At 49.6% G+C, this 25,147-nt stretch carries 24 protein-coding genes and 1 pseudogene; 22 read left to right on the top strand and 3 right to left on the bottom strand.

The features are described 5' to 3' along the window. The first annotated feature begins 255 nt into the window (after positions 1-255). The gene (locus IDM48_RS06330; protein WP_068170992.1) at positions 256-1,218 is read left to right on the top strand and encodes an L-lactate dehydrogenase; all 963 of its coding nucleotides are present in this window, start codon (positions 256-258) and stop codon (positions 1,216-1,218) included. A 120-nt stretch (positions 1,219-1,338) separates the two neighbouring features. Here IDM48_RS06330 and IDM48_RS06325 read toward each other — a convergent pair whose 3' ends face one another. Further along, positions 1,339-1,581 carry a DUF5703 family protein gene (locus tag IDM48_RS06325; protein WP_068170994.1) on the bottom strand — a complete coding sequence of 81 codons (243 nt, stop codon included), beginning with the start codon at positions 1,579-1,581 and terminating at the stop codon, positions 1,339-1,341. A 53-nt stretch (positions 1,582-1,634) separates the two neighbouring features. On the opposite strand from IDM48_RS06325, the gene IDM48_RS06320 reads away from it, so the two are divergent. The 3 genes from IDM48_RS06320 (at position 1,635) to mshC (ending at position 4,223) form a co-directional block, all read left to right on the top strand. Continuing rightward, complete coding sequence (locus IDM48_RS06320) at positions 1,635-1,916, top strand: hypothetical protein (protein ID WP_068170997.1); 282 nt, start codon at positions 1,635-1,637, stop codon at positions 1,914-1,916. Positions 1,917-2,015: 99 nt separating this feature from the next. Next, positions 2,016-2,852: an undecaprenyl-diphosphate phosphatase gene (locus IDM48_RS06315; protein WP_068171001.1), complete on the top strand. Its 837-nt coding sequence runs from the start codon at positions 2,016-2,018 to the stop codon at positions 2,850-2,852. 78 nt (positions 2,853-2,930) lie between these two features. After that, on the top strand, positions 2,931-4,223 hold the full coding sequence (gene mshC, locus IDM48_RS06310) for a cysteine--1-D-myo-inosityl 2-amino-2-deoxy-alpha-D-glucopyranoside ligase (protein WP_190616547.1): 1,293 nt from the start codon (positions 2,931-2,933) through the stop codon (positions 4,221-4,223). A 69-nt stretch (positions 4,224-4,292) separates the two neighbouring features. Here the strand turns inward: mshC and IDM48_RS06305 are convergent, their stop codons facing one another. After that, the gene (locus IDM48_RS06305) at positions 4,293-5,168 is read right to left on the bottom strand and encodes a PAC2 family protein (RefSeq protein ID WP_190616545.1); all 876 of its coding nucleotides are present in this window, start codon (positions 5,166-5,168) and stop codon (positions 4,293-4,295) included. A gap of 97 nt (positions 5,169-5,265) precedes the next feature. On the opposite strand from IDM48_RS06305, the gene IDM48_RS06300 reads away from it, so the two are divergent. The 17 genes and pseudogenes from IDM48_RS06300 (at position 5,266) to IDM48_RS06220 (ending at position 24,064) form a co-directional block, all read left to right on the top strand. Continuing rightward, positions 5,266-6,417, top strand: a complete 1,152-nt coding sequence (locus IDM48_RS06300) for a site-2 protease family protein (protein ID WP_145174654.1) — start codon at positions 5,266-5,268, stop codon at positions 6,415-6,417. A gap of 110 nt (positions 6,418-6,527) precedes the next feature. Continuing rightward, the gene (locus tag IDM48_RS06295; RefSeq protein ID WP_238397912.1) at positions 6,528-7,547 is read left to right on the top strand and encodes a tRNA (adenine-N1)-methyltransferase; all 1,020 of its coding nucleotides are present in this window, start codon (positions 6,528-6,530) and stop codon (positions 7,545-7,547) included. Positions 7,548-7,586: 39 nt separating this feature from the next. Then, positions 7,587-9,284, top strand: coding sequence for a proteasome ATPase (arc, locus tag IDM48_RS06290; RefSeq protein ID WP_190616544.1), 1,698 nt, complete (start codon positions 7,587-7,589; stop codon positions 9,282-9,284). Beyond that, positions 9,284-10,873 carry a depupylase/deamidase Dop gene (gene dop, locus IDM48_RS06285; protein WP_068171018.1) on the top strand — a complete coding sequence of 530 codons (1,590 nt, stop codon included), beginning with the start codon at positions 9,284-9,286 and terminating at the stop codon, positions 10,871-10,873. The genes arc and dop overlap by 1 nt, the downstream gene beginning before the upstream one ends. Before the next feature lie 2 nt (positions 10,874-10,875). Further along, complete coding sequence (locus tag IDM48_RS06280) at positions 10,876-11,076, top strand: ubiquitin-like protein Pup (RefSeq protein ID WP_145174666.1); 201 nt, start codon at positions 10,876-10,878, stop codon at positions 11,074-11,076. 42 nt (positions 11,077-11,118) lie between these two features. Continuing rightward, on the top strand, positions 11,119-12,558 hold the full coding sequence (gene pafA / locus IDM48_RS06275; RefSeq protein ID WP_190616542.1) for a Pup--protein ligase: 1,440 nt from the start codon (positions 11,119-11,121) through the stop codon (positions 12,556-12,558). A gap of 79 nt (positions 12,559-12,637) precedes the next feature. After that, complete coding sequence (locus tag IDM48_RS06270) at positions 12,638-13,708, top strand: FKBP-type peptidyl-prolyl cis-trans isomerase (protein WP_238397911.1); 1,071 nt, start codon at positions 12,638-12,640, stop codon at positions 13,706-13,708. Positions 13,709-13,741: 33 nt separating this feature from the next. After that, positions 13,742-14,140, top strand: a complete 399-nt coding sequence (locus IDM48_RS06265) for an FKBP-type peptidyl-prolyl cis-trans isomerase (protein WP_068171027.1) — start codon at positions 13,742-13,744, stop codon at positions 14,138-14,140. Positions 14,141-14,281: 141 nt separating this feature from the next. Beyond that, positions 14,282-15,578: pseudogene (locus IDM48_RS06260) on the top strand (IS3 family transposase). Between the two features lie 59 nt (positions 15,579-15,637). Further along, positions 15,638-17,284, top strand: a complete 1,647-nt coding sequence (locus tag IDM48_RS06255) for a helix-turn-helix transcriptional regulator (protein ID WP_190616540.1) — start codon at positions 15,638-15,640, stop codon at positions 17,282-17,284. Positions 17,285-17,296: 12 nt separating this feature from the next. Beyond that, positions 17,297-17,554: a WCX domain-containing protein gene (locus IDM48_RS06250; protein ID WP_190616539.1), complete on the top strand. Its 258-nt coding sequence runs from the start codon at positions 17,297-17,299 to the stop codon at positions 17,552-17,554. Positions 17,555-17,601: 47 nt separating this feature from the next. Beyond that, positions 17,602-17,988 carry a hypothetical protein gene (locus IDM48_RS06245; protein WP_141669394.1) on the top strand — a complete coding sequence of 129 codons (387 nt, stop codon included), beginning with the start codon at positions 17,602-17,604 and terminating at the stop codon, positions 17,986-17,988. Beyond that, the gene (tatA, locus tag IDM48_RS06240) at positions 17,981-18,259 is read left to right on the top strand and encodes a Sec-independent protein translocase subunit TatA (protein WP_068171047.1); all 279 of its coding nucleotides are present in this window, start codon (positions 17,981-17,983) and stop codon (positions 18,257-18,259) included. The genes IDM48_RS06245 and tatA overlap by 8 nt, the downstream gene beginning before the upstream one ends. Before the next feature lie 88 nt (positions 18,260-18,347). Next, a complete protein-coding gene (gene tatC, locus IDM48_RS06235) occupies positions 18,348-19,238 on the top strand; it encodes a twin-arginine translocase subunit TatC (RefSeq protein WP_346843468.1) in 891 nt (296 codons plus the stop codon). A 66-nt stretch (positions 19,239-19,304) separates the two neighbouring features. Further along, a complete protein-coding gene (locus IDM48_RS06230) occupies positions 19,305-22,142 on the top strand; it encodes a DEAD/DEAH box helicase (RefSeq protein WP_190616537.1) in 2,838 nt (945 codons plus the stop codon). Positions 22,143-22,150: 8 nt separating this feature from the next. Beyond that, positions 22,151-23,209, top strand: a complete 1,059-nt coding sequence (locus IDM48_RS06225) for a hypothetical protein (protein ID WP_190616535.1) — start codon at positions 22,151-22,153, stop codon at positions 23,207-23,209. Positions 23,210-23,317: 108 nt separating this feature from the next. Then, positions 23,318-24,064 (top strand): polyprenol monophosphomannose synthase, encoded by a 747-nt coding sequence (locus IDM48_RS06220; protein ID WP_190616534.1) that lies wholly within the window; start codon positions 23,318-23,320, stop codon positions 24,062-24,064. 68 nt (positions 24,065-24,132) lie between these two features. On the opposite strand, the gene IDM48_RS06215 is transcribed toward IDM48_RS06220, so the two are convergent. Continuing rightward, positions 24,133-24,471, bottom strand: a complete 339-nt coding sequence (locus IDM48_RS06215) for an RNA polymerase-binding protein RbpA (protein WP_068171059.1) — start codon at positions 24,469-24,471, stop codon at positions 24,133-24,135. A 282-nt stretch (positions 24,472-24,753) separates the two neighbouring features. Between IDM48_RS06215 and IDM48_RS06210 the strand changes: the two genes are divergently transcribed. Next, positions 24,754-25,119: a DUF3054 domain-containing protein gene (locus IDM48_RS06210; protein WP_068171062.1), complete on the top strand. Its 366-nt coding sequence runs from the start codon at positions 24,754-24,756 to the stop codon at positions 25,117-25,119. The last annotated feature ends 28 nt before the right edge of the window (positions 25,120-25,147 follow it).

Here is a 25,147-nt window from a genome sequence, read left to right as displayed (position 1 = left end):
GCCGTCCGTTTAAAAAGTGTGATGAGCTTTATATGGCGGAATAATTAACATTTAGAAACATTTATAATGTGATGTAAAACAAAGTGTCAATTTGGCTTTATGTGGTTTTCCGGGATTTTCCAACGGAATGACCTGCGTGAATAGTTGTTCAACCGCACCGAAGCGCACAGATAACAACATGAAATCCCAAATTCCTTCTCTAGAAGGTGTTTAATGGGTTTAACCCGTTAGTTACCCCTCGAGGAAGGCGTTGAAATGACAACCGCTCCGAAAAACGGCAGGAAGCTCGGCATTCTAGGTGCAGGCGGCGTTGGTTCTGCAACTGCGTATGCAGCAATGCTTCGTGGAACTGCAGATGAAATCGTCATCTACGATATCGCTACTGAGCGAGCTATCGCTGAAGCTCTGGATATTTCACACGGTTCGATGTTCGCCCATGAAGCCACCGTCATTGGTGGATCGGACGTAGAGCTTTTGCGCGATTGCGATTTGATTATCGTTACCGCAGGTGCTCGCCAGCAACCTGGTCAGCCCCGTCTTGAGCTGGCCGCAGCGAACGTCCGAATCTTTGAATCAATGCTCCCTCCCATCATGGAAGTGGCTCCCAATGCCACTTTGATGATTGTTACTAACCCCTGTGATGTTCTGGCGGTAGTAGCCCAAAAAATTACAGGACTTCCCACTGAGCGTTGCTTTGCATCAGGTACTGTTCTTGACTCTTCCCGCCTACGCTGGCTCATCGCCGATCGCGCAGATGTTTCCATGCGTTCAGTTCACGCAAACATTATCGGTGAACATGGCGATTCTGAGTTCCCCGTATGGACAGCCGCCAACATTGGTATGGTCCCCATCGATGAGTGGACCAAGGGCGGTGAAATCATTTTCACCCCTGAGGTCAAGGAAGAACTTGCACTCGAAGCTATGCAGGCAGCCTACCGCATCATTGAGGGCAAGGGATCTACAAATTACGCAATTGGTATTTCTGCAGCTCGAATTGCAGAAGCAATTCTTAAAGGTCAGCGCGCAGTGCTACCTGTCTCAACTCAAATCAATGGTCGCTATGGCATTGAGGGCGATGCAGCTCTTTCCTTGCCCTCCATCGTTTCTTATGGGGGAGTCGAACAGGTTCTTGAGATCCCACTGGGCGACGAGGAAATCGAAAAACTGCAGAAATCAGCTGCAGCTATCAATAACTCGTTGAAGCAAATTGGTTTCTAACCAATACTCACGATTGAGTAACTACACTCAAGCTCAATAAGCAAGAGGCAAAGAAAATATAAACGGTGGTGAAGATATTTCTTCGCCACCGTTTTGCATATGAGATTAGATATCTATCACCTAAATAAATGAGACTGTCTTGTGCACGCGGATGACCCGACGGCGCAACCAGAAGCGACGTCGTCCACCATAAAGAATGACTGAACGCGCAAGTTCCCAGCGCCCATACTCTGAATGTTCCATCACACGAGCACGTGCTTCTTTCACGCTCTCATGCGGTTCTACAGTGATAGTAAGGTATTCAAACCTCTGATCTTTACCTGCAATACGAACATTTGCGAAGCCCACCTCTTGTTCTCGCAAATTTTCCTCCCAAATACTTTTGCTGATGCGAAATCCGCGATAACGTCTAAGGTATGAGTAACGAATCTCGAGCTGCGCTAGCAGCATTAACCAATGCTCTTGAAGAGCATCTTACCGCTATCGTCAACCGTCGGGGTGAACACGATCCCGCTATTGATAATGCTTATGTAGCAGTCGCTAACGCCTTCGAGAGATATGAAGAGACCCTCTTCGACGATTATGAAGAAGTAACCCCGCTTGAAGTTTTCTTGGATGAAGAAGACGAGGACTTTGAGGATGACTTCGATGAAGAGGACGACATCGAGTTTGAGGAAGACGACAACTTAGAACAGTAAGCTGCTGAGAGGTATTCTATCCTCTAAAATTCCTAGAGATGCAACACAGTGGTGTAAATCAATCACTGTGTTGTTGCTTTAACCGGTAAAGTTTCGTGGGTGGAATGGATACAAGCAATTATTTTGGGCCTGGTGCAAGGCCTCACCGAGTTCTTACCGATTTCGTCCTCAGGACATATTCGAATCGTAAGTCAGTTCTTACCCGATACCGCCGACCCTGGCGCAGCATTTACTGCGATTACTCAGCTGGGTACGGAAACTGCAGTTTTGGTATTTTTCTGGCGCGATATCGTTCGGATTCTTAAGAACTGGTTTGGTTCGCTCACCGGGCGGGTTGATAAAAAAGACCCCGACGCACGGATGGGCTGGTTCATTATTATCGGTTCCTTGCCCATCGGTATTTTGGGTCTACTATTGGAAAATGCAATCGATACTACTTTCCGCTCTATGTGGATTGTGGCAACTATGCTGATTGTTTTCGGTATTTTCCTGGCTATTGCAGACCGCATTGGTAAGGAACAGCGTGAACTTCAGGATTTGACCGTAAAACACGGTATTATCTACGGATTTGCACAGGCTCTCGCGCTGATCCCCGGCGTATCTCGCTCCGGCGGTACCATTACCGCGGGCTTGCTGATGGGCTATACCCGTGAAGCAGCTGCTCGTTATTCTTTCTTGCTGGCATTGCCCGCTGTGTTCGCTTCTGGTCTTTACAAGTTTGCAGATAGCCTGTCTGAAGGATTCACTGGATATTATGGTCTTGGTTCAACTCTGGTTGCTACCTTGGTCGCGTTCGTGGTCGGTTACTTCATTATTGGATGGTTCCTGAAGTTCGTATCAAACAATAGCTACTCAATCTTTGTTTGGTACCGCATTGCATTGGGCATCTTGCTCTATGTGCTGTTGGGCTTCGGCATCCTTGCACCTAATAGCTAAAACTTCCCATACTCGCTCTTCTCATTAGAGGGGAGCGAGTATTGTTTTACCTGTAAATAGTTTTTCGAAAGGATTTTGATGCGCGCGTGGAAGTCTGCTGAAGTACCTCAGCTCCCTGGCAAAGCTCCCCAGCCTAAGTTATATGATTCGGCAGCTCAGAAGATTGTTGAGCTTGAAGCGGAGGACACCGCAAGCCTCTATGTTTGCGGAATTACCCCTTATGACGCTACTCATATGGGGCATGCTTCCACTTACGTAGCATTCGATATGCTCAACCGCGCCTGGAAAGACGCAGGCAGCGACGTCGTCTATGTGCAGAATGTGACTGACGTTGACGACCCTTTGCTGGAGCGCGCAGAGGCTACCGGTGTTGATTGGCGAGACTTGGCCGAGGAACAGACTGACCTTTTCCGTGCTGATATGGAGGCTCTCAACGTTATTGCCCCCGATCATTACATGGGCGCGGTGGAGACTATTCCCTTGGTCGTAGAAGCTGTCGAGACTCTGCTTGAACGAGGAATTGCCTACCGTGTTGAAGGGTTTGAAAAGGACGGCGTTCAGCAACCTGCCGGTGATGTCTACTTCGACGTCAACCGCGCGGCTGAAATCAATGCAGAGGATCCTGAGCACTGGGTCTTGGGTCAGATTTGTAATCTAGACCGGGACGCCATGTACCCCATCTTTGCAGAACGCGGTGGAGACCCCCAACGTCCAGGTAAGCGCGACCCCTTTGATCCGCTTCTATGGCGGGTTGAGCGCGATGGTGAGCCCTCATGGGACGGGCGTTCGCTCGGCAAGGGGCGCCCCGGCTGGCATATTGAGTGCACCACGATTGCGCAAAAGTATTTGCCGGCGCCCTTTTCAGTTCAAGCGGGTGGTTCGGATCTTCAGTTCCCTCACCACGACATGGGAGCGGGACACGCCTATGCTCTCACAGGTAAACCCATGGCGCGCCATTATGCACATGCCGGCATGGTAGGGCTCGACGGCGAAAAGATGAGTAAGTCTTTGGGCAACCTTGTGTTGGTGTCCAAGCTGCGTGCGCAGGGTGTTGACCCCAGTGCTATCCGGCTTGCAATTCTGGCGAATCACTACCGTGATGACTGGTTCTGGACCGACGATATTCTAGAAAAAGCCAAGACTCGCTTGGAAGTATATCGGCAGGCTATCGGTTTAGCGTCAGCCGAAACGGATGAAGCTGCGGAAGCTACGCTCAAAACCGTACGAAAGTTCCTGGCCGATGATTTGAATACCCTGGATGCTCTCTCAGCGCTTGATGATTGGGCTCTGTCCACCCTCAAGAATGGTCGCGGTGGCGGTGCGAAACTCATCACTGACCTGTTGAACGCGCGCTTGGGCGTTATCCTTTAGCATGAACTGTTTATCAAAGGAGGGGGACCGAAAAATCGGTTCCCCTCCTTTGCGATTACGGCTAAAGCATTAACCGTCTCGTCTTTTAAGAAAGCGCTCGAATTCGGCCGCTATATCTTCACCCGACATATTTTCCAGAGATGAATTTTCTTGATCGGATTCAAGCTGCTTGACGTAAGCGGCGAGTTCGGGTTCTTCTTCCATGAGTTCTGCTGCACCGCGTTCCCACGCAAGTGTTTCTTCTTCAATGGTGCGCAGGGGAATTGCTAGTGAAAAGAGTGATTCTATGCCGCGAAGCAGTTCCAATGTGGCTTTGGGGTGCGGTGGGTGCCCAGCATAGTGAGGAATCGAAACCCAGAGCGAAAGATCTGAGATTCCATATTGACGAGCAGTATGAGCCAGTACACCAATGATGCCCGTGGGGCCGGTGTAGGACTGCTGATGAACCCTATCGTTCTCTCGCAGTGTCGGGGAATAGCTAGTGACGTTGACCGGAAATACTTGAGTGTGGGGCACTTCGGCTAGCAAAGCGCCCAGCAAGACGATGTGGTCGACGCCAAACTCGCGCGCTGCGCCCATTAAGGCAGCCACAAATGTATGCCATTTGAGCTGTGGTTCAGGACCTGTCACTGTGATGAAATGTATGCGGCGACTCTCGTCCGTCCAACGATGCATAGAAATTGACGGCCAGGTGATTTGACCGGTTCCGTCGTCCTGCGAAATGAGGAGGGGACGGTTAGTGGTGAAGTCATAGAAATCTTCGCTTTCAAAACCAGAAAGTTCCTGTGCAGAATATATTCTTTCCAGGTAGGTCAGGGTTTCTGTTGCTGCCGAGCCGGCGTCATTCCAACCTTCAAATGCGCACAGCATTACCGTGGTGTACCCCGAATCATCAGAGGAGGACTGGGAAAAAAGGTTTTCTGGAAAATGATTAGCAAAAGACACCAGACCATTCTAGTGGTGATTTTTGAATTCCACAGCCCCTCAGAGCATGTTGGGGAGAACAAAACCTGTAATCTGAGAGGAAATAGAAAAGGGAGATATGGAAAAAAGCCTGGGTCTAAAAATTATGAAGGTGCGTGGGGTACCTGTTTATCTAAAGCCTTCGTGGTTTGTGCTGATGCTGGTGGTGAGCCTTGGATACGGGCTCTTCTTGCAGAGTCTTTCTTCCTCCAGCGGTCTCCGCCCCTTTATCATCTCCTCCGTGCTGGCTATCCTGGTGGCGCTAGGAGTATTGATTCACGAGGTAGCGCACGCTGTGGTGGGGCTTGCTCGGGGTCAAAAAGTTCTCTATATTTCGCTGACCCTGTGGGGCGGTGTCACCAAATTGACACCTGGAACAGCAGTTTCTTCATTCTTAGTTTCTATGGCAGGCCCGCTGGTAAACCTGCTTTTTGCAGGTTTGTTGTGGCTGATCGCGGGCTTGTTAGGGCCTTCCGCCTGGGGACTGGGTTTCCTGCTGGCAGCACAAGCAAACTTCTTTATCTCTCTTTTCAATCTTGTTCCTGCCTATCCGCTCGACGGCGGACATGCATTGGAAGCGTTGATTACCCACTTCACGAGACTGCGTTCTCAGGGCGTGAAGTACACGGCATGGGTCACGCTGATGATTATCCCTATCTTCATCGCTGCATTCATTTACTTCGGATTGACATCAAGCATGGTAAATCTAGCCATCTTAGTGATGGTGTGTAGCTACCTCTGGTCAGCCGGTTTTCCTGCCCTTACCTCGGTTGGAAACCAGAGTTCGTCGTCAGACCGGTTGCGGGTAGAAAATATTTGCCAATCGGCAGTGTTTGTTCAAGAAAATGAGCAAATTGTGGATGTCGCATCTGGGTGGGACGGGCACTCCTCCCTGCTGGTAGGTTCTCCCGAACATTCGTCATCGTGGGTTCCTGCCGAGGCCCTACGGTCGGCTATTTCGTCGGGGCAGCTCAACGAACCTATTGCACAGCTAGCGGTACCTCTGGGGGTAGGAATTCCCCTCAGCGGGACAAGGCTAGATACTCTGGATTACTTCAATGGAGCTGTTTTCTCAGCTCAGCAAGACTATTACATCCGCGGGGAAGTTCCTCTGGCCTATCCCGTAGTAGATCGTCACAGAATTGTTGGTTTGCTGATTCACCGCACCATAGCGCAGGCTCTCTATGAAGAATCTTCATATTTGCGCCGTACATATCCCGCAGGAAACTAACAGTGTTAGGTCAAGCTCACTCCAGAAGATAGCCGGTGTGTCAGGCTTCTTTTCTGCAAGAATAGACAGTAACTCTTACTTATAGCTCTTTTCAGGAGAACTTTTCACCGATGCAGAATTACACACCCACCGGCAGCATCAATCGTCGGGGACCTTTCCGTATAGGGGAGCGAGTGCAGCTCACCGACGAACGTGGCAAAATTTCAACAATCACGCTGGCTGCTGGCGGGGAGTACCATTCCCATCGGGGATACTTCAAACATGATGAATTGATTGGTGCCCCTGAAGGCACGGTCATCGAGAATTCAGAAGGTCTGAAAATTCAGACAATGCGCCCTCTTTACCGGGACTTTGTTCTGTCGATGCCTCGTGGCGCAGCCGTTGTTTATCCCAAAGACGCCGGTCAGATTGTAACCATGGCGGATATTTTCCCAGGCGCGCGTGTCATCGAGGCCGGCGTCGGTTCGGGCGCGCTCTCAATTTCGCTATTGCGAGCTATCGGTGATTTCGGGCATCTGCGTTCCTTCGAACGACGTGAAGAGTTTGCAGAAATTGCGCGAGGAAATGTAGAAACCATGTTTGGCGGACCGCACCCCGCATGGGAAATCACTTTGGGCGATCTTGCAGAAACCCTGGGCGAGGTCGAAGAACCTGCCTCTGTGGATCGCGCCGTCTTAGATATGCTCGCCCCCTGGGAGTGCATCGACGCCGTGGCAACAGCACTTGCCCCCGGTGGCGTGATCATCTGTTATGTAGCCACCGTGACCCAGCTTTCCCGTACCGCTGAAGCTTTACGCGCTGACGGACGTTTTACCGAGCCAGAATCCCACGAAACGATGGTTCGTGGATGGCATGTGGAAGGTCTTGCTGTACGCCCAGACCACCGCATGGTTGCCCACACTGGATTTCTGATTACTGCTCGAAGACTGGCTGACGGTGCCGTCCGCCTGGCTCCCAAGCGCCGCGCGTCGAAAACCGAATTTTCTCAAGAAGACATGAATGCCTGGTCGCCCGCGGCTCTGGGCGAGCGCAATGTGTCTGATCGCAAACTACGCCGAGCAGCCAAAGATGCGCTAAACCTTGCGGAGAAATCAGCTATTTCAACAGAGGCAGCCCACGAGAGCGAATAGGCTCTACCCGCGAAGAACATGAAGAACGAGGAGGAGAGCATGTCAGAGCAAGCTGAGAAGAATGTTTCTGCGCAGGATTTTGAACGTATTTTGCGCCAGCTGAATGTCGCAAATGAGGGTCGGAGAAATCTTGACCGTCAATTGCGTGTAGCTAGCGAGCGCAATCAGAAACTGGTGACTGCGTTAGAAAAGACTAAAGCTGAAATTGAGAATCTCAGACTAGCTCTTTCCCAGGAAGTTACTCCTCCGCTCAACACTGCGACAGTCCTTGACGTACATACCGGGGGTATGACCTATGACGACTTGGCGGAGGGAAAGACTCCTGCCGAGTTGGAAGAATACCTCGATGTTATGCTCTCCGGTCGGCGCGTGCGCATTACCTGCTCACCGCTGTTGAAAATTGGGCAGGTGAAACCGGGTATGACCGTTCTGCTGAATGATCAGACTCAAGCCGTTTTGAGCTTAGGCTTTGAATCCTTGGGTGAGGTTGTGACTATCCGAGAAATTTTGGATGATTCCCGCGCTGTGGTTGATATGCCTAATCAGGTAAAAAGCGTGGTGCGTATTTCAGAGAATCTGAACGCTTCATCGCTTACCCTGGGTGACACCGTTACCTATGATTCAAGGATTGGGATGATTACCGGTCTTGTACCAACGAACGATGCCCAAGAGCTGGTACTGGAAAAAGTTCCCGACATCAGTTATGCCAATATCGGTGGACTGAGTACTCAAATTGGCCAGATTCAAGACGCCGTTGAGCTGCCATTTTTGCACCCTGAGATTTTTCGCGTCTACAATCTCACCCCGCCCAAGGGTATTTTGTTGTACGGCCCTCCCGGCAACGGTAAGACTCTCATTGCTAAAGCTGTGGCGAACTCACTGGCGGCTCGTATAGAGGCCTTGCATCCGGGGCAGAAGCGCACGGGATACTTTTTGAATATTAAGGGTCCCGAGCTATTGGACAAGTACGTGGGGGAGACGGAACGGCAGATCCGCGATATCTTTACCGCTGCGCGTCAAAAGGCTGAAGAAGGAAACCCCGTGGTGGTTTTCTTCGATGAGATGGAATCTCTTTTCCGCACGCGCGGTAGCGGACGAAGCTCCGACGTGGAGACCACCATCGTGCCGCAGTTGCTATCAGAAATCGATGGTGTGGAAGCACTTGATAATGTCATCGTCATTGGTGCAACGAACCGGGAAGATATGATTGATCCCGCTGTCTTAAGACCGGGACGTTTGGACATCAAGATTCGGGTCAATCGACCAGATCGGCTGGGGACCGAAGAGATATTTGGCTTGTATCTCAACGAGTCTTTGCCTCTACATTCGTCCGTGATTGACCGCTTTGGCTCGTCTCAGGCAGCTGTTGCAGCAATGAATCATGAAATCACTGAGGCACTCTTTGCTACCACTGACGAAAACCGCTATGTGCAGGTGGAATTCTCCCACGGCACTTTCCAGTTGCTTTATCGGGGAGATTTTCTCTCTGGTGCGGTGATTCGTAATATCGTGGATGCCGCCAAAAAATTTGCCATCAAAGATCAGCTGGATATCGGGGAACCAGGTATCCGTTTTGAGCACTTGCAGGAAGCAGTCCGAGCCGAGTTTGAAGACCAAGTTGAGGTACCTCAGATGGCTGAAGTGGAGGACGTCCTGGCAAGCAAAAATATCCGTCAGCCCATAGCCAATATTTTGCCGGTTTCCAACAAATTCTCCGGTGAAAGGGGACGTGCATAATGAGCGTTCGTCGCATTATGGGAGCAGAGACTGAGTTTGGCGTACTAGCGCCCGGCAACCTTTCGGCGAATCCTACTGTACTTTCAGCTCAGGTAGTGAGCACCTATGATTCGCTGTTTCACGCAGAATTGCAGGCACATTCAACCGCTGAATGGGGATATTCCTCGGAGTCTCCGCTGAGCGATTCACGAGGCACTGAGATCCCTGAAAAAGATGCTCATGTGACTCAGCTCACCCACCAGGCTAATGTTCTCACCAGTGAGCAAATCGCTGCTGAGGCACTGCAGGATTCAGGGTTGTATGCGGAACGGTTGAATTGGGATGCGGTCACTATGAACTCCATCCTGCCCAACGGAGCTCGACTCTACGTAGACCACGCTCACCCCGAGTATTCTTCACCTGAGGTCGCCTCACCGATGGACGCCGTTAAATGGGACGCCGCCGGTGATTGGATTGCTGCTCAGGTAGTCCAACGTTCGGCAGACTCGCCGGTGCTAGAGACTATCAACCTTTACAAAAACAACACGGACTCCAAGGGGCAGTCGTACGGTAGCCACGAGAACTACCAAATGAGCAGGGACACTGATTTCGACGACGTCATCCAGGGACTTCTTCCCTTTTTTGCCACTCGCATCATTATGACCGGAGCAGGCCGCGTAGGTATCGGCACGAAGGGCGAAACTGCTGGGTTCCAAATTTCTCAGCGCGCCGACTTCTTTGAGCGCGAAGTGGGGCTGGAGACTACCATCCGTCGTCCTCTTATCAATACCCGAGATGAGCCCCATGCAGATTCTGAGCGATTCCGCCGTCTACACGTGATTACCGGGGATGCCAACCTTTCCCATGTTTCGAATCTTCTCAAATTCGGTACTACGTCTTTGGTTCTTGCCCTCATCGAGAAGGGGGTGGCACCTCATATTGTGTTGGCTGATCCTGTTCATGCCATGCATACGGTGAGCCACGATTTAACTCTGTCCGAAAAAATAGCTCTCAGCAGCGGGGGAGAGGTAACCGCTCTTCAGATTCAGAGAGAGTACTTGGAGGCGGCAGAAGAATATTTCTCGGGTGTCGATGAAGAAACCGATCAGGTTATCTCGCTGTGGAATGAAGTCCTCGATGCCTTGGAAACCAACCTCTTCTCCCTCGCCAATCGTCTGGACTGGGTGGCTAAATATTCTTTGATGCGTCAGTACGTGGCCCAGGGCATCGGATGGGACAACCCTAAGCTTGCGGCTTTGGACATCCAATATTCAGACATCAGACCTCAAAAAGGCCTGTACTTTAAACTGGTTGAACTAGGCAGGATGCAGATTCTCTTCTCCCCTGAAGAAATAGCCGACGCCGCGCGTCATGCACCGGAGAATACTCGCGCCTATTTGCGCGGTGAGTTCATCAAGCGCTGGCCCGAGGAGCTAATCAGCGTGAATTGGGATACCGTTGTAGCGCGTAACCAATTGCAGACGGAAGTTCACCGTCTCACCATGGATAATCCGTCGGCGTTTACTGCCGAGCAGACGCAGCAAGTCCTCAACAGTCCCACGGCGGTTGAGGTCATTGAGTCCCTTAACAACGTACAGAAGGAGAAATAATTATGAAGCGCGAACAAATTCAGCAACAGCACCAGCAGCAAAACGCTACGGACCAGGACGAGATTTCGATTGCTCAACAAAATTCTGAGGTCAATCAAGAACTATTGGGTGAAACAGATGATTTACTCGCAGAAATCGATGGCTTGCTTGAAGAGAATGCAGAAGATTTCGTGAAGGGTTTTGTGCAAAAAGGCGGTCAATAAACTGCTCCCTAGTTCCCAGGCAACCGAAAGAGATTATGAGCTGTGAAAAAGAGAATTTTTGGTATTGAAACTGAATTTGGTATTACCTACGTACCCTCTTCATTAGGTCCGATTGGTCCTGAAGAAGCAGCTCGTATCTTATTCAAGCCCGTGGTGGAGTCATGGCGTTCAACAAACGTTTTTCTCCCCAACGGTTCCCGCCTGTACCTGGATGTCGGGTCTCATCCCGAATACGCCACCGCTGAATCGGCAACATTACGTGATCTCATTGCCCAAGATAAGGCGGGGGAGCTACTTTTTGCGGATTTACTGAACCAAGCCCAAGACAGCATCGAAGCGGAGGGCAAAGAGGGAACTTTCTACCTGTTTAAAAATAATGTTGATTCAGCGGGGAACTCATTCGGATCCCACGAGAATTACATGCTTGAACGGCGAGTGGAATTTTCAAAGCTCGTCCGTTCCCTCATCCCTTTTTTGATGACTCGCCAGATCATGGTGGGAGCAGGTAAAACGCATCCGCACGGCCCCGAAGCATGGAGACCTCTCACCGGGCAGGATAAAAAACACGGTACGCCAAGTTTCTCATTTTCCCAAAGGGCGGATTACATCTGGGAGGACGCCTCTACTGCAACTACTCGATCTCGTCCACTTATCAATACCCGCGATGAGCCACACGCCGACCCCAACCAATATCGCCGGATGCACGTCATCAACGGTGATTCCAATATGTCTGAGACAACCACCCTCCTAAAAATTGGCGCAACAGACATTATCCTTCGCATGCTGGAAGATCATTTTCCACTGGAAAACTTCGAAATAAAGGACACAGCGAATGCCCTGCGCACGGTGTCGCACGATCTCACAGGCACTACACGATTTGAGTTGGCAGATGGCTCCTACAAGAATGCTCTGGAGTTGCAACGCAACTATTTGCGAGCAGCTCAGAAGTATATAGCTGATGCAGGTGCACACCATGCAGATGTTCCTTATATTTTGGATTTATGGAACAGAGCTTTGATTGCGGTGGAAACACAGGACATTTCGGGTATCGATACCGAAATTGACTGGGCTATCAAGAAAAAACTTTTAGATTCTTATATAGCGCGTGGTGCTAAAGATTATGCGGATTCTCGAATCCAGCAACTAGATTTGGCTTATCACAGCATCGACCCTGACCGCGGCGTCTTTAACGTGCTACAAAAAGCAGGGCGTGCCCGTCGTGTGATTGACCCCGGTGCTGTTGAAAAAGCTACGTTGCAACCACCTGAAACTAGAGCGAAAATTCGAGGTAGTTTTATTCAGGCCGCACATAGGGCAGGAGAACCCACCACCGTTGACTGGGTACATTTAAGGCTCAACAACAAACCTCAATTGAACGCAGTATGTAAGGATCCGTTCGCTACCGAGGACTCGACGGTCAAGCAGTTAATTGATCTGCTGGGAGCTCAAAAAACGCAGGAATGGATGCCGCCTTTCATCTAAAGTTGAGGGTTTTCCTCCGCATCTTGCGTTACCATTGCACATTAGATTCAGAACCGTAATCATGAGAAAGAAGTTCGATTTGCAGAAGAAAATTTTTGTAGTAGCAACCGGAGCTGTACTTACGCTAGCGCTAGCTGCATGCTCCGGATCCAGCTCGTCATTGGACGATGTCCAATATTCTCTCAATGATGCGACCGCTGAGCCCTCGGTTTCATTCCAGACCCCCTTCACTACAGATGAAACGTCAACCCACGTGATTGAAGAGGGCGATGGCGAAGAGATTAAGGATGGCGACAACCTTCTCATCGAGGCAACTGTATTCAAGGGTGACGACGGCTCAAAGGTAGGTAGTACCTACGCTCAGTCACCCATCTTGATTCCTGTGGGTGAGGATCTGAAAAAAACTGCTCCCGAGCTGTACGATGTTTTGACTTCATCGAAGGTGGGTACCAGCTTCTCTTATACCTCCAACATGGTTCCCAGTGCGGATGCCAGCGGTAGCCCCAGCGCTTCTGAGGCAGCTGAAGACACCCCTGCAAACGTTGAGGTCTATACCATCAAGAGCAAGCTGCTAGAAAATGCAACCGGTGATGAAACTCCTCAAAAGGATCTCAATTCGGCTCTAGAATCTTTCAAGGTAGGCGACGACGGCAAGGCAGAGTTGAAGCTGAAGGCTGATCGCGGAGATGCTCCAAAGGAACTTGTTTCCCAGGACATGATTAAGGGCAAGGGTGAGAAAGTTAAAGCTTCCGATACCTTGTACGTCAAGTACCAGGGCGTGCGCTGGGAAGACGGCAAAGCGTTCGACGGTAACTTTGATGGAACCCCCGCCGAGCTCAATCTGCAGGGCGTCATCAAGGGTTGGACTCAGGGTCTAGAGGGCAAGACGGTTGGTTCACGCGTTCTACTCATCATTCCTGAAGATTTGGCCTACGGTAAGGACGCCGGCGAGAACGCTCCCAGCGGTCCACTTGTCTTCGTTGTTGATATTTTGGGGGCTAGCGATAATCCTCAGGCTGCCGCAAGCATGCAGTCTCCCTCTGCCAGTGCTTCCGGTTCGGCGTCTGCCAGCCCTAGCGCCTCACCAGCTGCTGAATCGGCAGAGCCCACCACTTCGGCTCAGCCTACTTCAACCGAGTCCGGTAAATAATACTTCCCACCTCTAAACAGAAAGAAGAAAACTATGTCCTTTGGTCAGCGTAAGTTAGATCGTACAAAGCCTGAAATTGATTTCCCTGAGGGTGGAGTACCTGAAGACCTCAAGATTATTGATGAAATCGAAGGATCTGGCGAAGCCGTAGCTGCTGGCGATCAGATTTCTTGCCACTACGTGGGCGTGGCATTTTCCACCGGTGAAGAATTTGATTCCTCCTGGAACCGCGGAGAGCCCTTGGCATTCCGCGTAGGTATCGGTCAGGTTATCCAGGGCTGGGATCAGGGTCTGTTGGGAATGAAAGTAGGCGGCCGCCGTCGTCTGGAAATCCCTTCTGAGATGGCCTATGGCGAGCGCGGCGCCGGTGCAGCAATTGCGCCTAATGAAGCTCTTATCTTCGTTGTCGACCTTCTAGATGTAAAAAAGTAATTCGCCTAGCGCGATGAATAGTAGCCCCCGAGGATTGAACTGCTCCCCATTAGTTGGACTGAGAAATCAGTTTCTAACTAGTGGGGAGTATTTTTTTGAGAGCACGAAGTTCTTTGAGTGAATCTCAGCGCGAGCAGCTCGTTGATTTGTTTGAGCAAGGGCTGGGCTATGCGGCAGCGGCTCATCGGTTAGGAGTTGGCCTCTATTCTGTAAAGAGATTTGAGCGTCGTTTCAAGCTGCATGGCAGACTATGTCTTGTGGAGAGACCAACTAAGCAGCACTTTTCCTTCGAGGTGAAGAAGGAAGTCGTCGATCGGTTCATTGCCGGCCAGTCCAAGATGGAACTGGCTCGGGAGTTTGGTTTGTCATCGGATCAACTTGTCGCTAATTGGGTGAGGGCTTGGCGTGCGGGTGGCGATGAAGCGTTGCAGCCGAAACCGAAGGGACGACCGAAAGGCAGCGCCCGCTCGACACCGTTGACCGAGGAAGATCGGCTCCGCCGAGAGGTGGAGAAACTACGGGCAGAAAATGCGTACTTAAAAAAATTGCGGGACTTGAGGAACCAGCGACGAGGCTGAAAGTAGAAGCTATCGTCATCCTCAAGTCAGCCCACCGCCTGGAGGACCTACTGGTTGCGGCAGGTCTTGCCCGGTCAACATTTTTCTATCACCAACAACGCCTCACCATGGCTGATAAACATGCCCAGCTCAAGCAGGCAATCGTCGATGTCTTTGAGCGTATGAACCGTCGTTATGGTTACCGGCGGGTGCATGCTCAGCTACGCCGGGAAGGATGGGTGGTCAACCATAAGCTGGTCTACAAGCTCATGGATCAACTAGGGCTTAAATCCAAGATCAGGGCGAAAAAGAAGTACAACTCGTACAAAGGCACGGTAAGTCACATCGCAAGCAATGTGTTGAATCGATGTTTCACACCTGATGAGCCAAATACGGTGTGGGCAAGTGACGTCACGGAGTTTCGCGTTGCTGGCACCAAGGTCTACCTGTCGCCGATCATGGACTTATGCGATCGGTCGATCGTGTCGTACAGCATTTCAACCTCACCGAATACGGCGTTTACGTCGCAATCTTTACGCGATGCCATCGCGCAAGAATCACCAGATAAAGGTTTGCTTGTACATACCGACCAAGGATTCCAATATCAACATTCCAGCTGGCGCACACTCATCACAGCTATCGGTGGCACACAATCGATGTCAAGGAAAGGAAACTGTTACGACAATGCGGTAATGGAAAACTTCTTCGGACACCTCAAATCAGAGATGTACCACGGGGAATCATTCACCAGTCTGGAGACGTTCTACCACGCAATTGATGACTACATCCGTTGGTACAACCATGAACGCATCCAAAAACGACTCAAGGGCCTGACTCCGATGCAATACCGGAACCAGACCCTAAAGCCTCTAACCGCCTAGAATAAAACCAGTCCAACTTTCGGGGGCCAGTTCAGATCCTCGGGGGCTACTTTGTATTTATGAGTAAACAGGCAGTGGAGCGGGTACTTCAACTCTTTGATGTGTTGGCAAAGAGTTCGAAGGGGCTGAGCCGCGATGATATCCGTTGGAGTTTGAAGGAATATCGGGAGGCTCCCAGTGTTTTAGCCTTTGAACGGATGTTTGAACGAGACAAAGCTACTTTGCGCGGGCTTGGGTTGCTTGATTCTTCTGTCAATGACGACGGCGTGAGCTTTCGTTACGTGCTGAAACAGCGGGATGCCAGCGAAGTGAGAGATCGGCTCACTCGTATGCGGGCAAATGATTCAGCGGTGTTGATGATTGCTTGGGCGATGCTGGTGGCGCGGAACGGGTCTTTTCACAAGCTGGGAGATTCTGTCCTGTCAAAATTGGGGTGGTCACGTAAGAGTGCGGAGGCCTATTTTGGTTCCCAGCCTTCGTTGCTTTCAGCACCGGATTCTTTGTTAATAGTGTTGAGTGCTTTGGCGCGAAAGCAGAGTTTACAGTTTCTCTATCAGGGGCCGAACGGTGACGAGTCACTGCGTGAAATGTATGTGCAAGGGATAGGCAATCGTTTTGGTCGTTGGTATGTTGCTGGTGCTCAGAGCATCGATGGAAAGTCGCGGATATTCCGTTTAGATCGGATGTCAGATCTTGAGCGGGTTGATGGATTAGATATTTCTCAGGATTCTTTTTCAATGGATGAAGCCTTAGAAAAGATTTCTGATGTTGCACCACTTGGTTTAGTGGCGAGGTCTTTATCTGAGACGTTCGAACTTCGGGTGGTTCCCGCCTATTCTTTAGACGATGCTCTTTATCTCTCTTTCAAACAGAAACTCATATTTTTGTCTGGTATCGACAAAGTTGAGTCTAATGAGTTTAGGCTTTCCCCACGCCAGCAAAAAGTAGCACACGATGAACAGAAATCTATTCTGAAACGACTGGTGAGTACTTATGACGTGGAACCCCCTGTAGGAAGTTTGACTTTTAGAGAACCTCCTAAGGCCCGTTTGCGCGCCAGTACCGATATTTTGGTTGCGGAATTAATATCTCTTATTCATTTAGCCATGGAGAATCCGGGGATTACGTGCGCTGAGCTCAGTCGCAGAACAGGAGTGAGTCCTGCTACGGTCAAGAAAAGACTCTCTACTCTCTGGGTCAATTTGGACGGATCACTTTTTGATATTGAGGTTGAGAAGAATCGTGTGTATGTGAGGGGCGTAGGGGAAGCATTACATCAGATAAATTTTTCCCCGGAAGAAGAAGCTCTGGTTCTACTGGTCCTCAAATTCTTAGAATCTACTTCGTCTGAAGCATCGGTGTTTCAATCAACCCGTGAGTTTTGGAGGGATATCACCGATAGCGCAGCCCAGATGGATACTTCATTGAGTTATTTCCCGCCAGAAGGCAATATCTCCGAGGTGAAGCGTGCCCTGTGCGAGAGGCAGTGTATCGAGGCTACCTATCGGGCGGGGAATCGGATAGAGAAGAGAACAATTCAGCCTTATGAACTCTTCCAACAACATGAATTTACGTATCTTTCGGGGTTTTGTTTTCAACGTCAGGCCCCGCGTGTTTTCAGAGTAGATCGCCTCAGCGATATTCACAGGGTGAGCTGTCCATCGCCCCCAGCAGATTCAACGCCTCTTCAACCTAACCCCCAGTAGTGGATTGAAACTTTGAAACAGCAGGGCAACATTGCAACGTGCAAGATAGCGGAGGAATTGACTCCTGAGTTAAAGACGCTGATTGATCAATCGACTGTAGAGGTAGCTCATGAAGATTCTCAGACCATCAAAATTGCCTACGGTGAAGCTGCTTGGATTTGGGATTTGGTGCTGAAATCTCAAGGAAGTGTCGAAGTCCTGGAACCAACTGGGCTCCGTAATTACCTCAAAAATCAGGTCAAAGAACTCTCTCAGTCTATTGAGGGCTAAACATACAATAAATTTTCAGCTTCCTCAGAAAGGATGAGGGGCAGAGGATGTCTATAATTGTGCTCATGCCTTGGTGGTTTTGGACAATTCTATGGACTCTTTTAGTTTTAGTAGCTCTCACAGTTTTGGGATGGTTACTGGTAAGACTTGTCTCTACAGTACTTCGAGCAATGGAAGAATTCATGAAGTTTAGTGAAATTGCATCTGAAGTTGCTCATGAATCGTCTCATTATCAGGCGCATCATTTGAGGGAAGAAACAGAACCAGCTATTTTTCGTTCGGTGAAAGAAACATATACCGAGTACGAAGAGCGCAAAAATGAACGAGCCCAGCGACGAATCTCGCGTAGAATCAATAAACGAGAAACACTTGGTCAGCCACAGAATGTGAGTGACCTTCAAAAATACTCAAGAAAGGGTGCTACTCATGGGTAGACTTTTTGATAATCCAGTCATGCTGATCGTACTTTTGATCATCATCATTCTTCTTTTTGGTGCACCCAAGCTTCCCGGTATGGCGCGTAGCCTCGGTCAGTCCATGCGCATCTTCAAGTCTGAGGTAGATGGCATGAAGAAAGACAACAAAAATGATTCTGCGCCCCGCTCTTCAGCACAGGACGACGTCGTCACCGGCGAAGTTGTTGATAACAAGAACGTTGGATCTACACGTGCAGATGTAGCTGACGAAACTCCTCGAAATATCTAATTTTCTCTTCTGACGATTCAACCCGTGTTCTCTTCTCAGAACACGGGTTGAATTCGAGCACATGAAGTTTTCGGTTCTAAGGTAAATGATGGCAAAGGCAACGAGCCGCAAGAATAATCCTCAGGCAAATATGGCCTTGATGGAGCATCTTCGCGAATTCAAAAATAGGATCATTAAAGCAGCTGTTGCTACAGTGCTCGGCGCTGTGGGTGGTTTCTTTCTCTATCAGCCATTCATCACAGCTATCAAAGCCCCGCTCGATGAAATCAATGCGGAACAAGGTCGAGAAGCCCTGCTGAATTACTCCACCGTACAGTCATCGTTTAGTTTGATGGTAACTGTATCTCTCTACATCGGACTGGTTCTGGCGGCTCCAGTATGGCTATACCAGCTCTGGGCGTTTATTACTCCAGCGCTGTATAAGAAAGAGAAACGCTACGCACTGGGGTTTATCTTTTCAGCGGTACCTATGTTCCTTATCGGTCTTTTGACCGCTTGGATTTGTCTACCCGCCGCGGTCTTTGCACTGACTGCATTCAACCCCGACGGCACGTCCAACATCATTTCTGCTGAAATCTACATTTCATTCGTCGTCAAATTTATGGTCTCGTTTGCTCTGGCTTTCGTGATTCCGGTAATTCTTGTGGGCTTGAACTTCATGGGTATACTTCCGGGGCGGACAATCCTGAAGCAGTGGCGCTGGGTCGTGGTTTTTGTTGCAACCATTGCTGCAATGACTGCGCCAGGTACTGATATTATGACGATGTTCTATCTTGCAGCACCCCTGCTATTTTTCTTCTTTATCGCAATTGTTATCTGCTTGTTGCATGATAAACGAGTGGAAAGAAAGCGCGCTAAGCTCGCAAAGGGACTTTCTGAAACAGAAATTGACCGTGCAACTTCCGCTGAAGAATTAGAAAAGCTGGGACGAATTGAGGAGAATAGTGGTTCTGTAGAATCCTCTCGATTGAGCTCTTAGCCTCAACCACTGTGCAAGACCCCCGATGGTTTCATCGGGGGTCTTCTTTCGTCATAGTATGGGTATATGTCTTCTCTTGCAGATAACTTCTTCGCAGCTAAAGAACGCGCCAAAAAGCAAAAAACCGTTTTCGGCTCCTTTCAAAATACGCTTGATTTCCCTCTGGATGATTTTCAGGTAAGAGCATGTGAATCGGTCGAGTCTGGACGCGCGGTACTGGTGGCAGCACCCACGGGTGCCGGTAAGACTATCGTGGGGGAGTTCGCCATCTATCTGGCCCTGTCTCAAGGCAAGAAGGCTTTCTACACCACCCCGATCAAGGCATTGAGTAACCAGAAGTATCACGACTTGGTGCAGATTTATGGGGAAGAGGCTGTGGGGTTGTTGACCGGTGATACATCTATCAACTCTGAAGCCGATGTCGTAGTAATGACCACCGAGGTTTTGCGCAACATGATTTACGCAGAGTCTTCCACCCTCGTTAATCTGGGTTATGTGGTGATGGACGAGGTTCACTATTTGGCTGATCGAGCTCGTGGAGCGGTATGGGAAGAAATTATTATTCACCTTCCTGAGCACATCTCACTTATCTCGCTCTCAGCTACTATCTCTAACGCTGAAGAATTCGGTGCGTGGCTGGATACCGTTCGCGGAACTACAGATATTATTGTGTCCGAGCATCGCCCCGTTCCGTTGTGGCAGCATGTCATGGTCGGGAATCGCCTGGTCGATCTGTTCTTGGATGATACAACTGTTGAAGAAACTGCTGAACTACTCGACAAGAACAAAGACGAAGTTCCTGACGTCAATCCTGAGTTATTGCGACTTCGAGGATATCGCGGGCGGGGACCGCGTCAGAACGCCGAAAAGTTCTCTCGAGCAGCCCATCGAAATTCCCGCTCCCGCAATCGCCACAGTTCCGGTTTTAACCGTAGTGGTTCTGAGCAACATCTTCGTCCTTTCCGCGCGTCTCGACCAGACATGATTGAGGCTCTTGACCAGGATGCCTTGCTCCCTGCAATCTGCTTTATCTTCTCTCGCGCTGGCTGCGATGCTGCCGTCTCCCAATGTATAGATGCTGATGTTCGTTTGACGACCGACCAAGAGGCTGCGCTTATCCGAGCTTACGTTGCAGAAGCTACAGCTGCTTTGGATATCAAGGACCTCAATGTACTTGGTTTCTACGAGTGGAGAGAGGGGCTCACCCGCGGTATAGCCGCTCATCACGCGGGGTTACTGCCGGTATTCAAAGAAATTGTAGAGGCTCTGTTTGCAGAAGGACTCATCAAGGTTGTATTCGCTACGGAGACATTAGCCCTTGGTATTAATATGCCCGCACGCTCAGTGGTGCTAGAAAAGCTCACTAAGTTCAATGGCGAGACACATGTAGACATCACACCGGGGGAGTACACCCAGCTTACTGGTCGTGCCGGTCGTCGCGGCATCGACGTCGAAGGTCACGCAGTCGTGCTATGGAAGCCGGGTCTGGAACCCCAGCAGGTAGCAGGATTGGCGTCTAAGCGTACCTATCCTCTCAATTCATCATTCCGGCCCACCTATAATATGAGCGCCAATCTTCTCGCTCAATTTGGGGAGGGGCCAGCGCAGAAAATTCTGGAGTCATCGTTTGCCCAGTTCCAGGCGGATAAATCTGTCGTGGGAATAGCCCAGCGTGTTCGTAAGAATGAGCGAGCGCTTGAAGGTTACGAAAAGTCTATGCATTGCCATCTGGGCGACTTCAAGGAATACGCTCAGTTACGTAAGCAACTCAATGAGGCGGAGAAGAAATCTGAGAAAGGACGCAAACGTCTTGAGCATTCTCAGGCTATGGCTTCAATCCATGACTTGCTGCCTGGTGATGTGATTGAGATTCCGCGTGGACGTAACCGAGGCTTTGCAGTTATCCTGACTAGGGCTGAGGCAGGGCACGATCCGCGACCTGCCATTTTGACTGATGATGCGCATCTGCGCCGTCTCTCCGCAGATGATTTAGAAGGGCCAATAGTTCCCGTTTCTAAAATCAAGGTCCCGAAGAAATTCCAAGGGAAGACGCCTAAAGAACGTCGGGACATGGCATCTCGTTTGCGCGAGGCGCTTTATGAAAATCGTCCCCCGCGAAAGGTTTCAGAGAGATCGTGGTTTGATCGCAAGGATAGCCACCAGGAGCAAGAAGTTACTAAGTTGCGCAAGCAATTGAAAGCGCACCCCTGCCATGGTTGTTCAGATCGGGAGAACCATGCTCGTTGGGCTGAACGGTGGTGGAAGCTGGAACGAGATACCCATGGGCTTCGTCTACAAATCAGTCGCCGAACCAACACTATTTCTCAAATTTTTAAGAGAATCATTAGACTCCTTGAATCATTTAATTATGTTGAGCGGGATAGCGGGGGAGAAGCTCATTTAACCCAGCGGGGTCAGAGCCTACGGCGTGTCTATGGTGAGAAAGACTTGTTACTTTCTCTTGCACTTGAAGAAAAGTTTTTGAAGAATTTGGATCCGGATGCCACTGCCGCTGTGGTTTCAGCGCTGGTTTTTGAAGCCAAACGCGAGGAAATGGGTATGCTCCGCAAATATCCCCATTCCTCAATAGAACAGCCGATCGTTACTTTGGTAACCCTGTGGAGTAAATTGACCGAACGAGAAGAACGGTTCAACCTACCGGAAACATCTGCCCCCGATTTAGGTATGGTTTGGCCCACCTATAAATGGGCTCGCGGAGATTCCTTGGCCCAAGCAATTCAGAATACTGACCTTGCTGCGGGTGACTTCGTGCGTTGGATTAAACAGGTGATTGACGTGCTGGATCAGATTTCACATGTTGCTCAGAACGATATTGAGCTAAAAGCCCAGTGTGAACGTGCCATTATGTTGCTCCGCCGTGGTGTAGTAGCAACACAAATTTAAGGAAATAAATGTCAACTAAAACTTTAGTGTTCTGCGATGGATCGGTGTACAGTCCGGTCGATCCTTATGCAACTGCGATGGTCTTGACTGAAACTGCCGTCGATTGGGTTGGTTCAGACGCCGGCGCTGACTCTATTTACGATAACTCTATGCATAAGGTAGAGCTTGTAGGAGATTTGCTGACACCTGCGTTCTTTCACGGCGGCGCAACGGTTCAGTCTCAAGATGAACTTGCGATTTTATCGGAGCGGTTAATCCATGCAGGCTACGCTTCGACGTCGCTCTTCCTTCCTCAATCTGCTTGTGAATCTATTAATATCTCCGCCTCGCCTTTACACACCTTCGTTTATGCGATTATCAGTGGCAAAGAAGATATAGAGCAGCTTGTTGCAGGTATTCACGGTGTCCAAATTCGGGAAGCATCGGTTGATCTCACTTCTTTTCTTCAGAAAGCACTAGACCACCGCCTAAGAGTTTCATTTGTTCCACGGGATGAAGTCGATATAGAGAAATTCTTATCTGCCCTCTCTGCTTTTAATGAATTAGACAGATTTCGACTCGCTCCGCGTTTAGACGGTATCTCTTCTATCACCAGTGAAAATATATGTGTTGCTCGAGATTTAGGTGTAGCACTGGGATTCTCATCCCAGATCGCGGAAAACGACTCATCTATTCGTCAAGCTGTGGCTGCTGGAGCGTTGGTCTTTTTAGGTTCCGACGTCAACCAGGAATCAAGAGTTTTAGGATGGGAGCTCGCCCTCACGCATGTTGTTCGCACTCGCCCTGAAGATCAACTATCTGCGCGAGCTACGTTCAATGCTATGACGCGCGGTGTCTATAGAGCAGTAGGGGAGTCCAATCCTACTTTTGGTCAACTCGGCCCACAATCAATGGCAGATGTCGCTCGTTGGAAAGTTACGGAACTGATGGTTCAAACAGCAGACGACAGGGTCGCTGCCTGGAGTACGGATCCACGTGCAAGAATTCCGCTGTTGCCGGTACTTGAAAAAGATAATCTGCCAGCGTTAGTTGATTTGCTGATTGCTGGTCAATTTCAAGATGTATAACAGCTTCATGTTCTCGACCGGTTTGGTCAGCTGCACTATAGAAAAGCTATACTGAGATTCTAGTTTTTATTCATCGCCGCAGGTAACAGTGGCAACGAGGAGATATTTATGCGGGTCTTAACGGTGATTCCCACCTACAACGAAAAAGAGAACCTACCTGTTGTAGTGGAGCGCCTCCGCACAGCTATGCCTGAGGGGCACATTTTGGTTGTTGATGACAACAGCCCCGACGGCACCGGAGAAATCGCAGATCAGCTATCGAGCAAGGATTCAAACATCCATGTACTTCACCGTATCGTCAAAGATGGATTGGGCGGTGCTTACCTTGCTGGGTTCGATTGGGGTCTTGCTGAGGGATATGACGTCTTGGTAGAGATGGATGCCGATGGATCCCACCAGCCCGAGCAGCTTCCTTTGTTGGTAAAGGCAGTTGAAGACGGCGCCGATCTAGCTATCGGTTCACGCTACATCACCGGCGGAAAGACAAAAAATTGGCCCGTTCACCGTCAAATCCTTTCCCGCGGTGCCAACCTCTACACTAAGCTGATTTTGGGTACCAAAATTAATGATATAACGGCTGGTTTCCGCGCCTTCCGCCGTGACACTTTGGAGAGATTGAACCTAGAAGGCATAGATTCGAAGGGATACGTATTTCAGGTAGACCTTGCATGGAGATCAGAACAAGCTGGTTTCAAGATTGTCGAAGTACCCATTACGTTTATTGAACGCGAAATTGGGGATTCAAAAATGGACGGCAACATCATTTTTGACTCGATGGCTAAGGTTTCGAGCTGGGGAATCAAGTCCCGCGGTAAAAAGGTGGGCGAATTTATGAAGAAGCTAACACAGCGATAAGCCCGATTAATATACAGATGGGGGTGAGAACCTAAGTTCTCACCCCCATCTTCCGATTAACTGTCTGCTTACAAGGCGTGACGTTCGCGGTAAACATCAAGACGCTGTTGAAGGGTTTCTTCAAGTTCTTCCATGGAACGGCGTTCGAGGAGCATGTCCCAGTGAGTACGAATCGGCTTTTCATGCGAATCTACCGGTTCACCTTCACCATTGACTAAGGTAGCCACTTTGCCGGATTTTGCTGTCCACGTATGGGGAATCTCTGCTTCTTGGGCAAATGTTACAAATACCTTTTCGCCGTCTTCAGTGCGGTATTCAACTCGCTGACGGGGTGCTGGTTCGACACCTGCTTCGGTTTCCATTGATTGCGAACCTAGGCGCATACCTCTTAGGCTACGATCGCTCATAAACTTTCCTCCAAAATCCAGGGCATTGTTAGATGTAACGGACAAGAGCTAAATAATATTCCGCACCCAACTCTAGACCAAAGGATAATTATATGGGTTGGTTGGGGTTTTGCGGTGACGACAGTGCGACGGTAGTAAAAATGGTGCAAAAATCATGTTCTACCTTATGGTTGCTCAACAATCTAAAACGCCGATAATCTACATTATGTAAAGTAATAGTAAATTCATCTCCCCTGTTTCCTTTGTATCCCTGTATCAGGCACACTTATTGCGGAGGTAAACATGAAAAATAAATGGTTGGCATTCGCAGTGGATGCACTTTTGGTCTTAATTTTTGTGGGCATTGGGCGTTCGTCGCATGCAGAAGGATTAGCAGGAACTTTCTTGACGGCAGTTCCATTCCTTCTTGGACTATGCATTGTGTGGATCTTGCCTATGGTTCGAAATATGCCATTTAATATTCTTCCTGCGGGATTGAGTGTTTGGCTCGGAACTGCTGCGTTAGGTCACCTCTTAAGACTGTTCTTCGGAGGCACCAGCGCTCTCAGTTTCTTTATCGTCACCTTGGGTGTCCTAGGAGTCTTTCTTGTGGGATGGCGAGCACTATGGCTGCTTATTGACCGACGACGTCAAAGAGTTGATGGTTAACATCTTCGCTCAACAAATTGAAGAAAAT

The organism is Rothia amarae, assembly GCF_014705945.2.
In the GTDB taxonomy this organism is placed as follows: domain Bacteria; phylum Actinomycetota; class Actinomycetes; order Actinomycetales; family Micrococcaceae; genus Rothia; species Rothia amarae.
The sequence above is the reverse complement of the archived record's forward strand: the minus strand, read 5'-3'. Positions and strand labels throughout refer to the sequence as shown.

Bases quoted from the DNA above. Each gene is read 5' to 3' on its own strand.
- IDM48_RS06265 (WP_068171027.1), top strand. From the start codon at position 13,742: ATGTCCTTTGGTCAGCGTAAGTTAGATCGTACAAAGCCTGAAATTGAT.
- IDM48_RS06230 (WP_190616537.1), top strand. From the start codon at position 19,305: ATGTCTTCTCTTGCAGATAACTTCTTCGCAGCTAAAGAACGCGCCAAA.
- tatC (WP_346843468.1), top strand. From the start codon at position 18,348: ATGGCAAAGGCAACGAGCCGCAAGAATAATCCTCAGGCAAATATGGCC.
- tatA (WP_068171047.1), top strand. From the start codon at position 17,981: ATGGGTAGACTTTTTGATAATCCAGTCATGCTGATCGTACTTTTGATC.
- IDM48_RS06295 (WP_238397912.1), top strand. From the start codon at position 6,528: ATGCAGAATTACACACCCACCGGCAGCATCAATCGTCGGGGACCTTTC.
- IDM48_RS06225 (WP_190616535.1), top strand. From the start codon at position 22,151: ATGTCAACTAAAACTTTAGTGTTCTGCGATGGATCGGTGTACAGTCCG.
- IDM48_RS06300 (WP_145174654.1), top strand. From the start codon at position 5,266: ATGGAAAAAAGCCTGGGTCTAAAAATTATGAAGGTGCGTGGGGTACCT.
- mshC (WP_190616547.1), top strand. From the start codon at position 2,931: ATGCGCGCGTGGAAGTCTGCTGAAGTACCTCAGCTCCCTGGCAAAGCT.
- arc (WP_190616544.1), top strand. From the start codon at position 7,587: ATGTCAGAGCAAGCTGAGAAGAATGTTTCTGCGCAGGATTTTGAACGT.
- IDM48_RS06280 (WP_145174666.1), top strand. From the start codon at position 10,876: ATGAAGCGCGAACAAATTCAGCAACAGCACCAGCAGCAAAACGCTACG.
- IDM48_RS06215 (WP_068171059.1), bottom strand. From the start codon at position 24,471: ATGAGCGATCGTAGCCTAAGAGGTATGCGCCTAGGTTCGCAATCAATG.
- IDM48_RS06210 (WP_068171062.1), top strand. From the start codon at position 24,754: ATGAAAAATAAATGGTTGGCATTCGCAGTGGATGCACTTTTGGTCTTA.
- IDM48_RS06330 (WP_068170992.1), top strand. From the start codon at position 256: ATGACAACCGCTCCGAAAAACGGCAGGAAGCTCGGCATTCTAGGTGCA.
- dop (WP_068171018.1), top strand. From the start codon at position 9,284: ATGAGCGTTCGTCGCATTATGGGAGCAGAGACTGAGTTTGGCGTACTA.
- IDM48_RS06220 (WP_190616534.1), top strand. From the start codon at position 23,318: ATGCGGGTCTTAACGGTGATTCCCACCTACAACGAAAAAGAGAACCTA.
- IDM48_RS06245 (WP_141669394.1), top strand. From the start codon at position 17,602: ATGTCTATAATTGTGCTCATGCCTTGGTGGTTTTGGACAATTCTATGG.
- IDM48_RS06320 (WP_068170997.1), top strand. From the start codon at position 1,635: ATGAGTAACGAATCTCGAGCTGCGCTAGCAGCATTAACCAATGCTCTT.
- IDM48_RS06255 (WP_190616540.1), top strand. From the start codon at position 15,638: ATGAGTAAACAGGCAGTGGAGCGGGTACTTCAACTCTTTGATGTGTTG.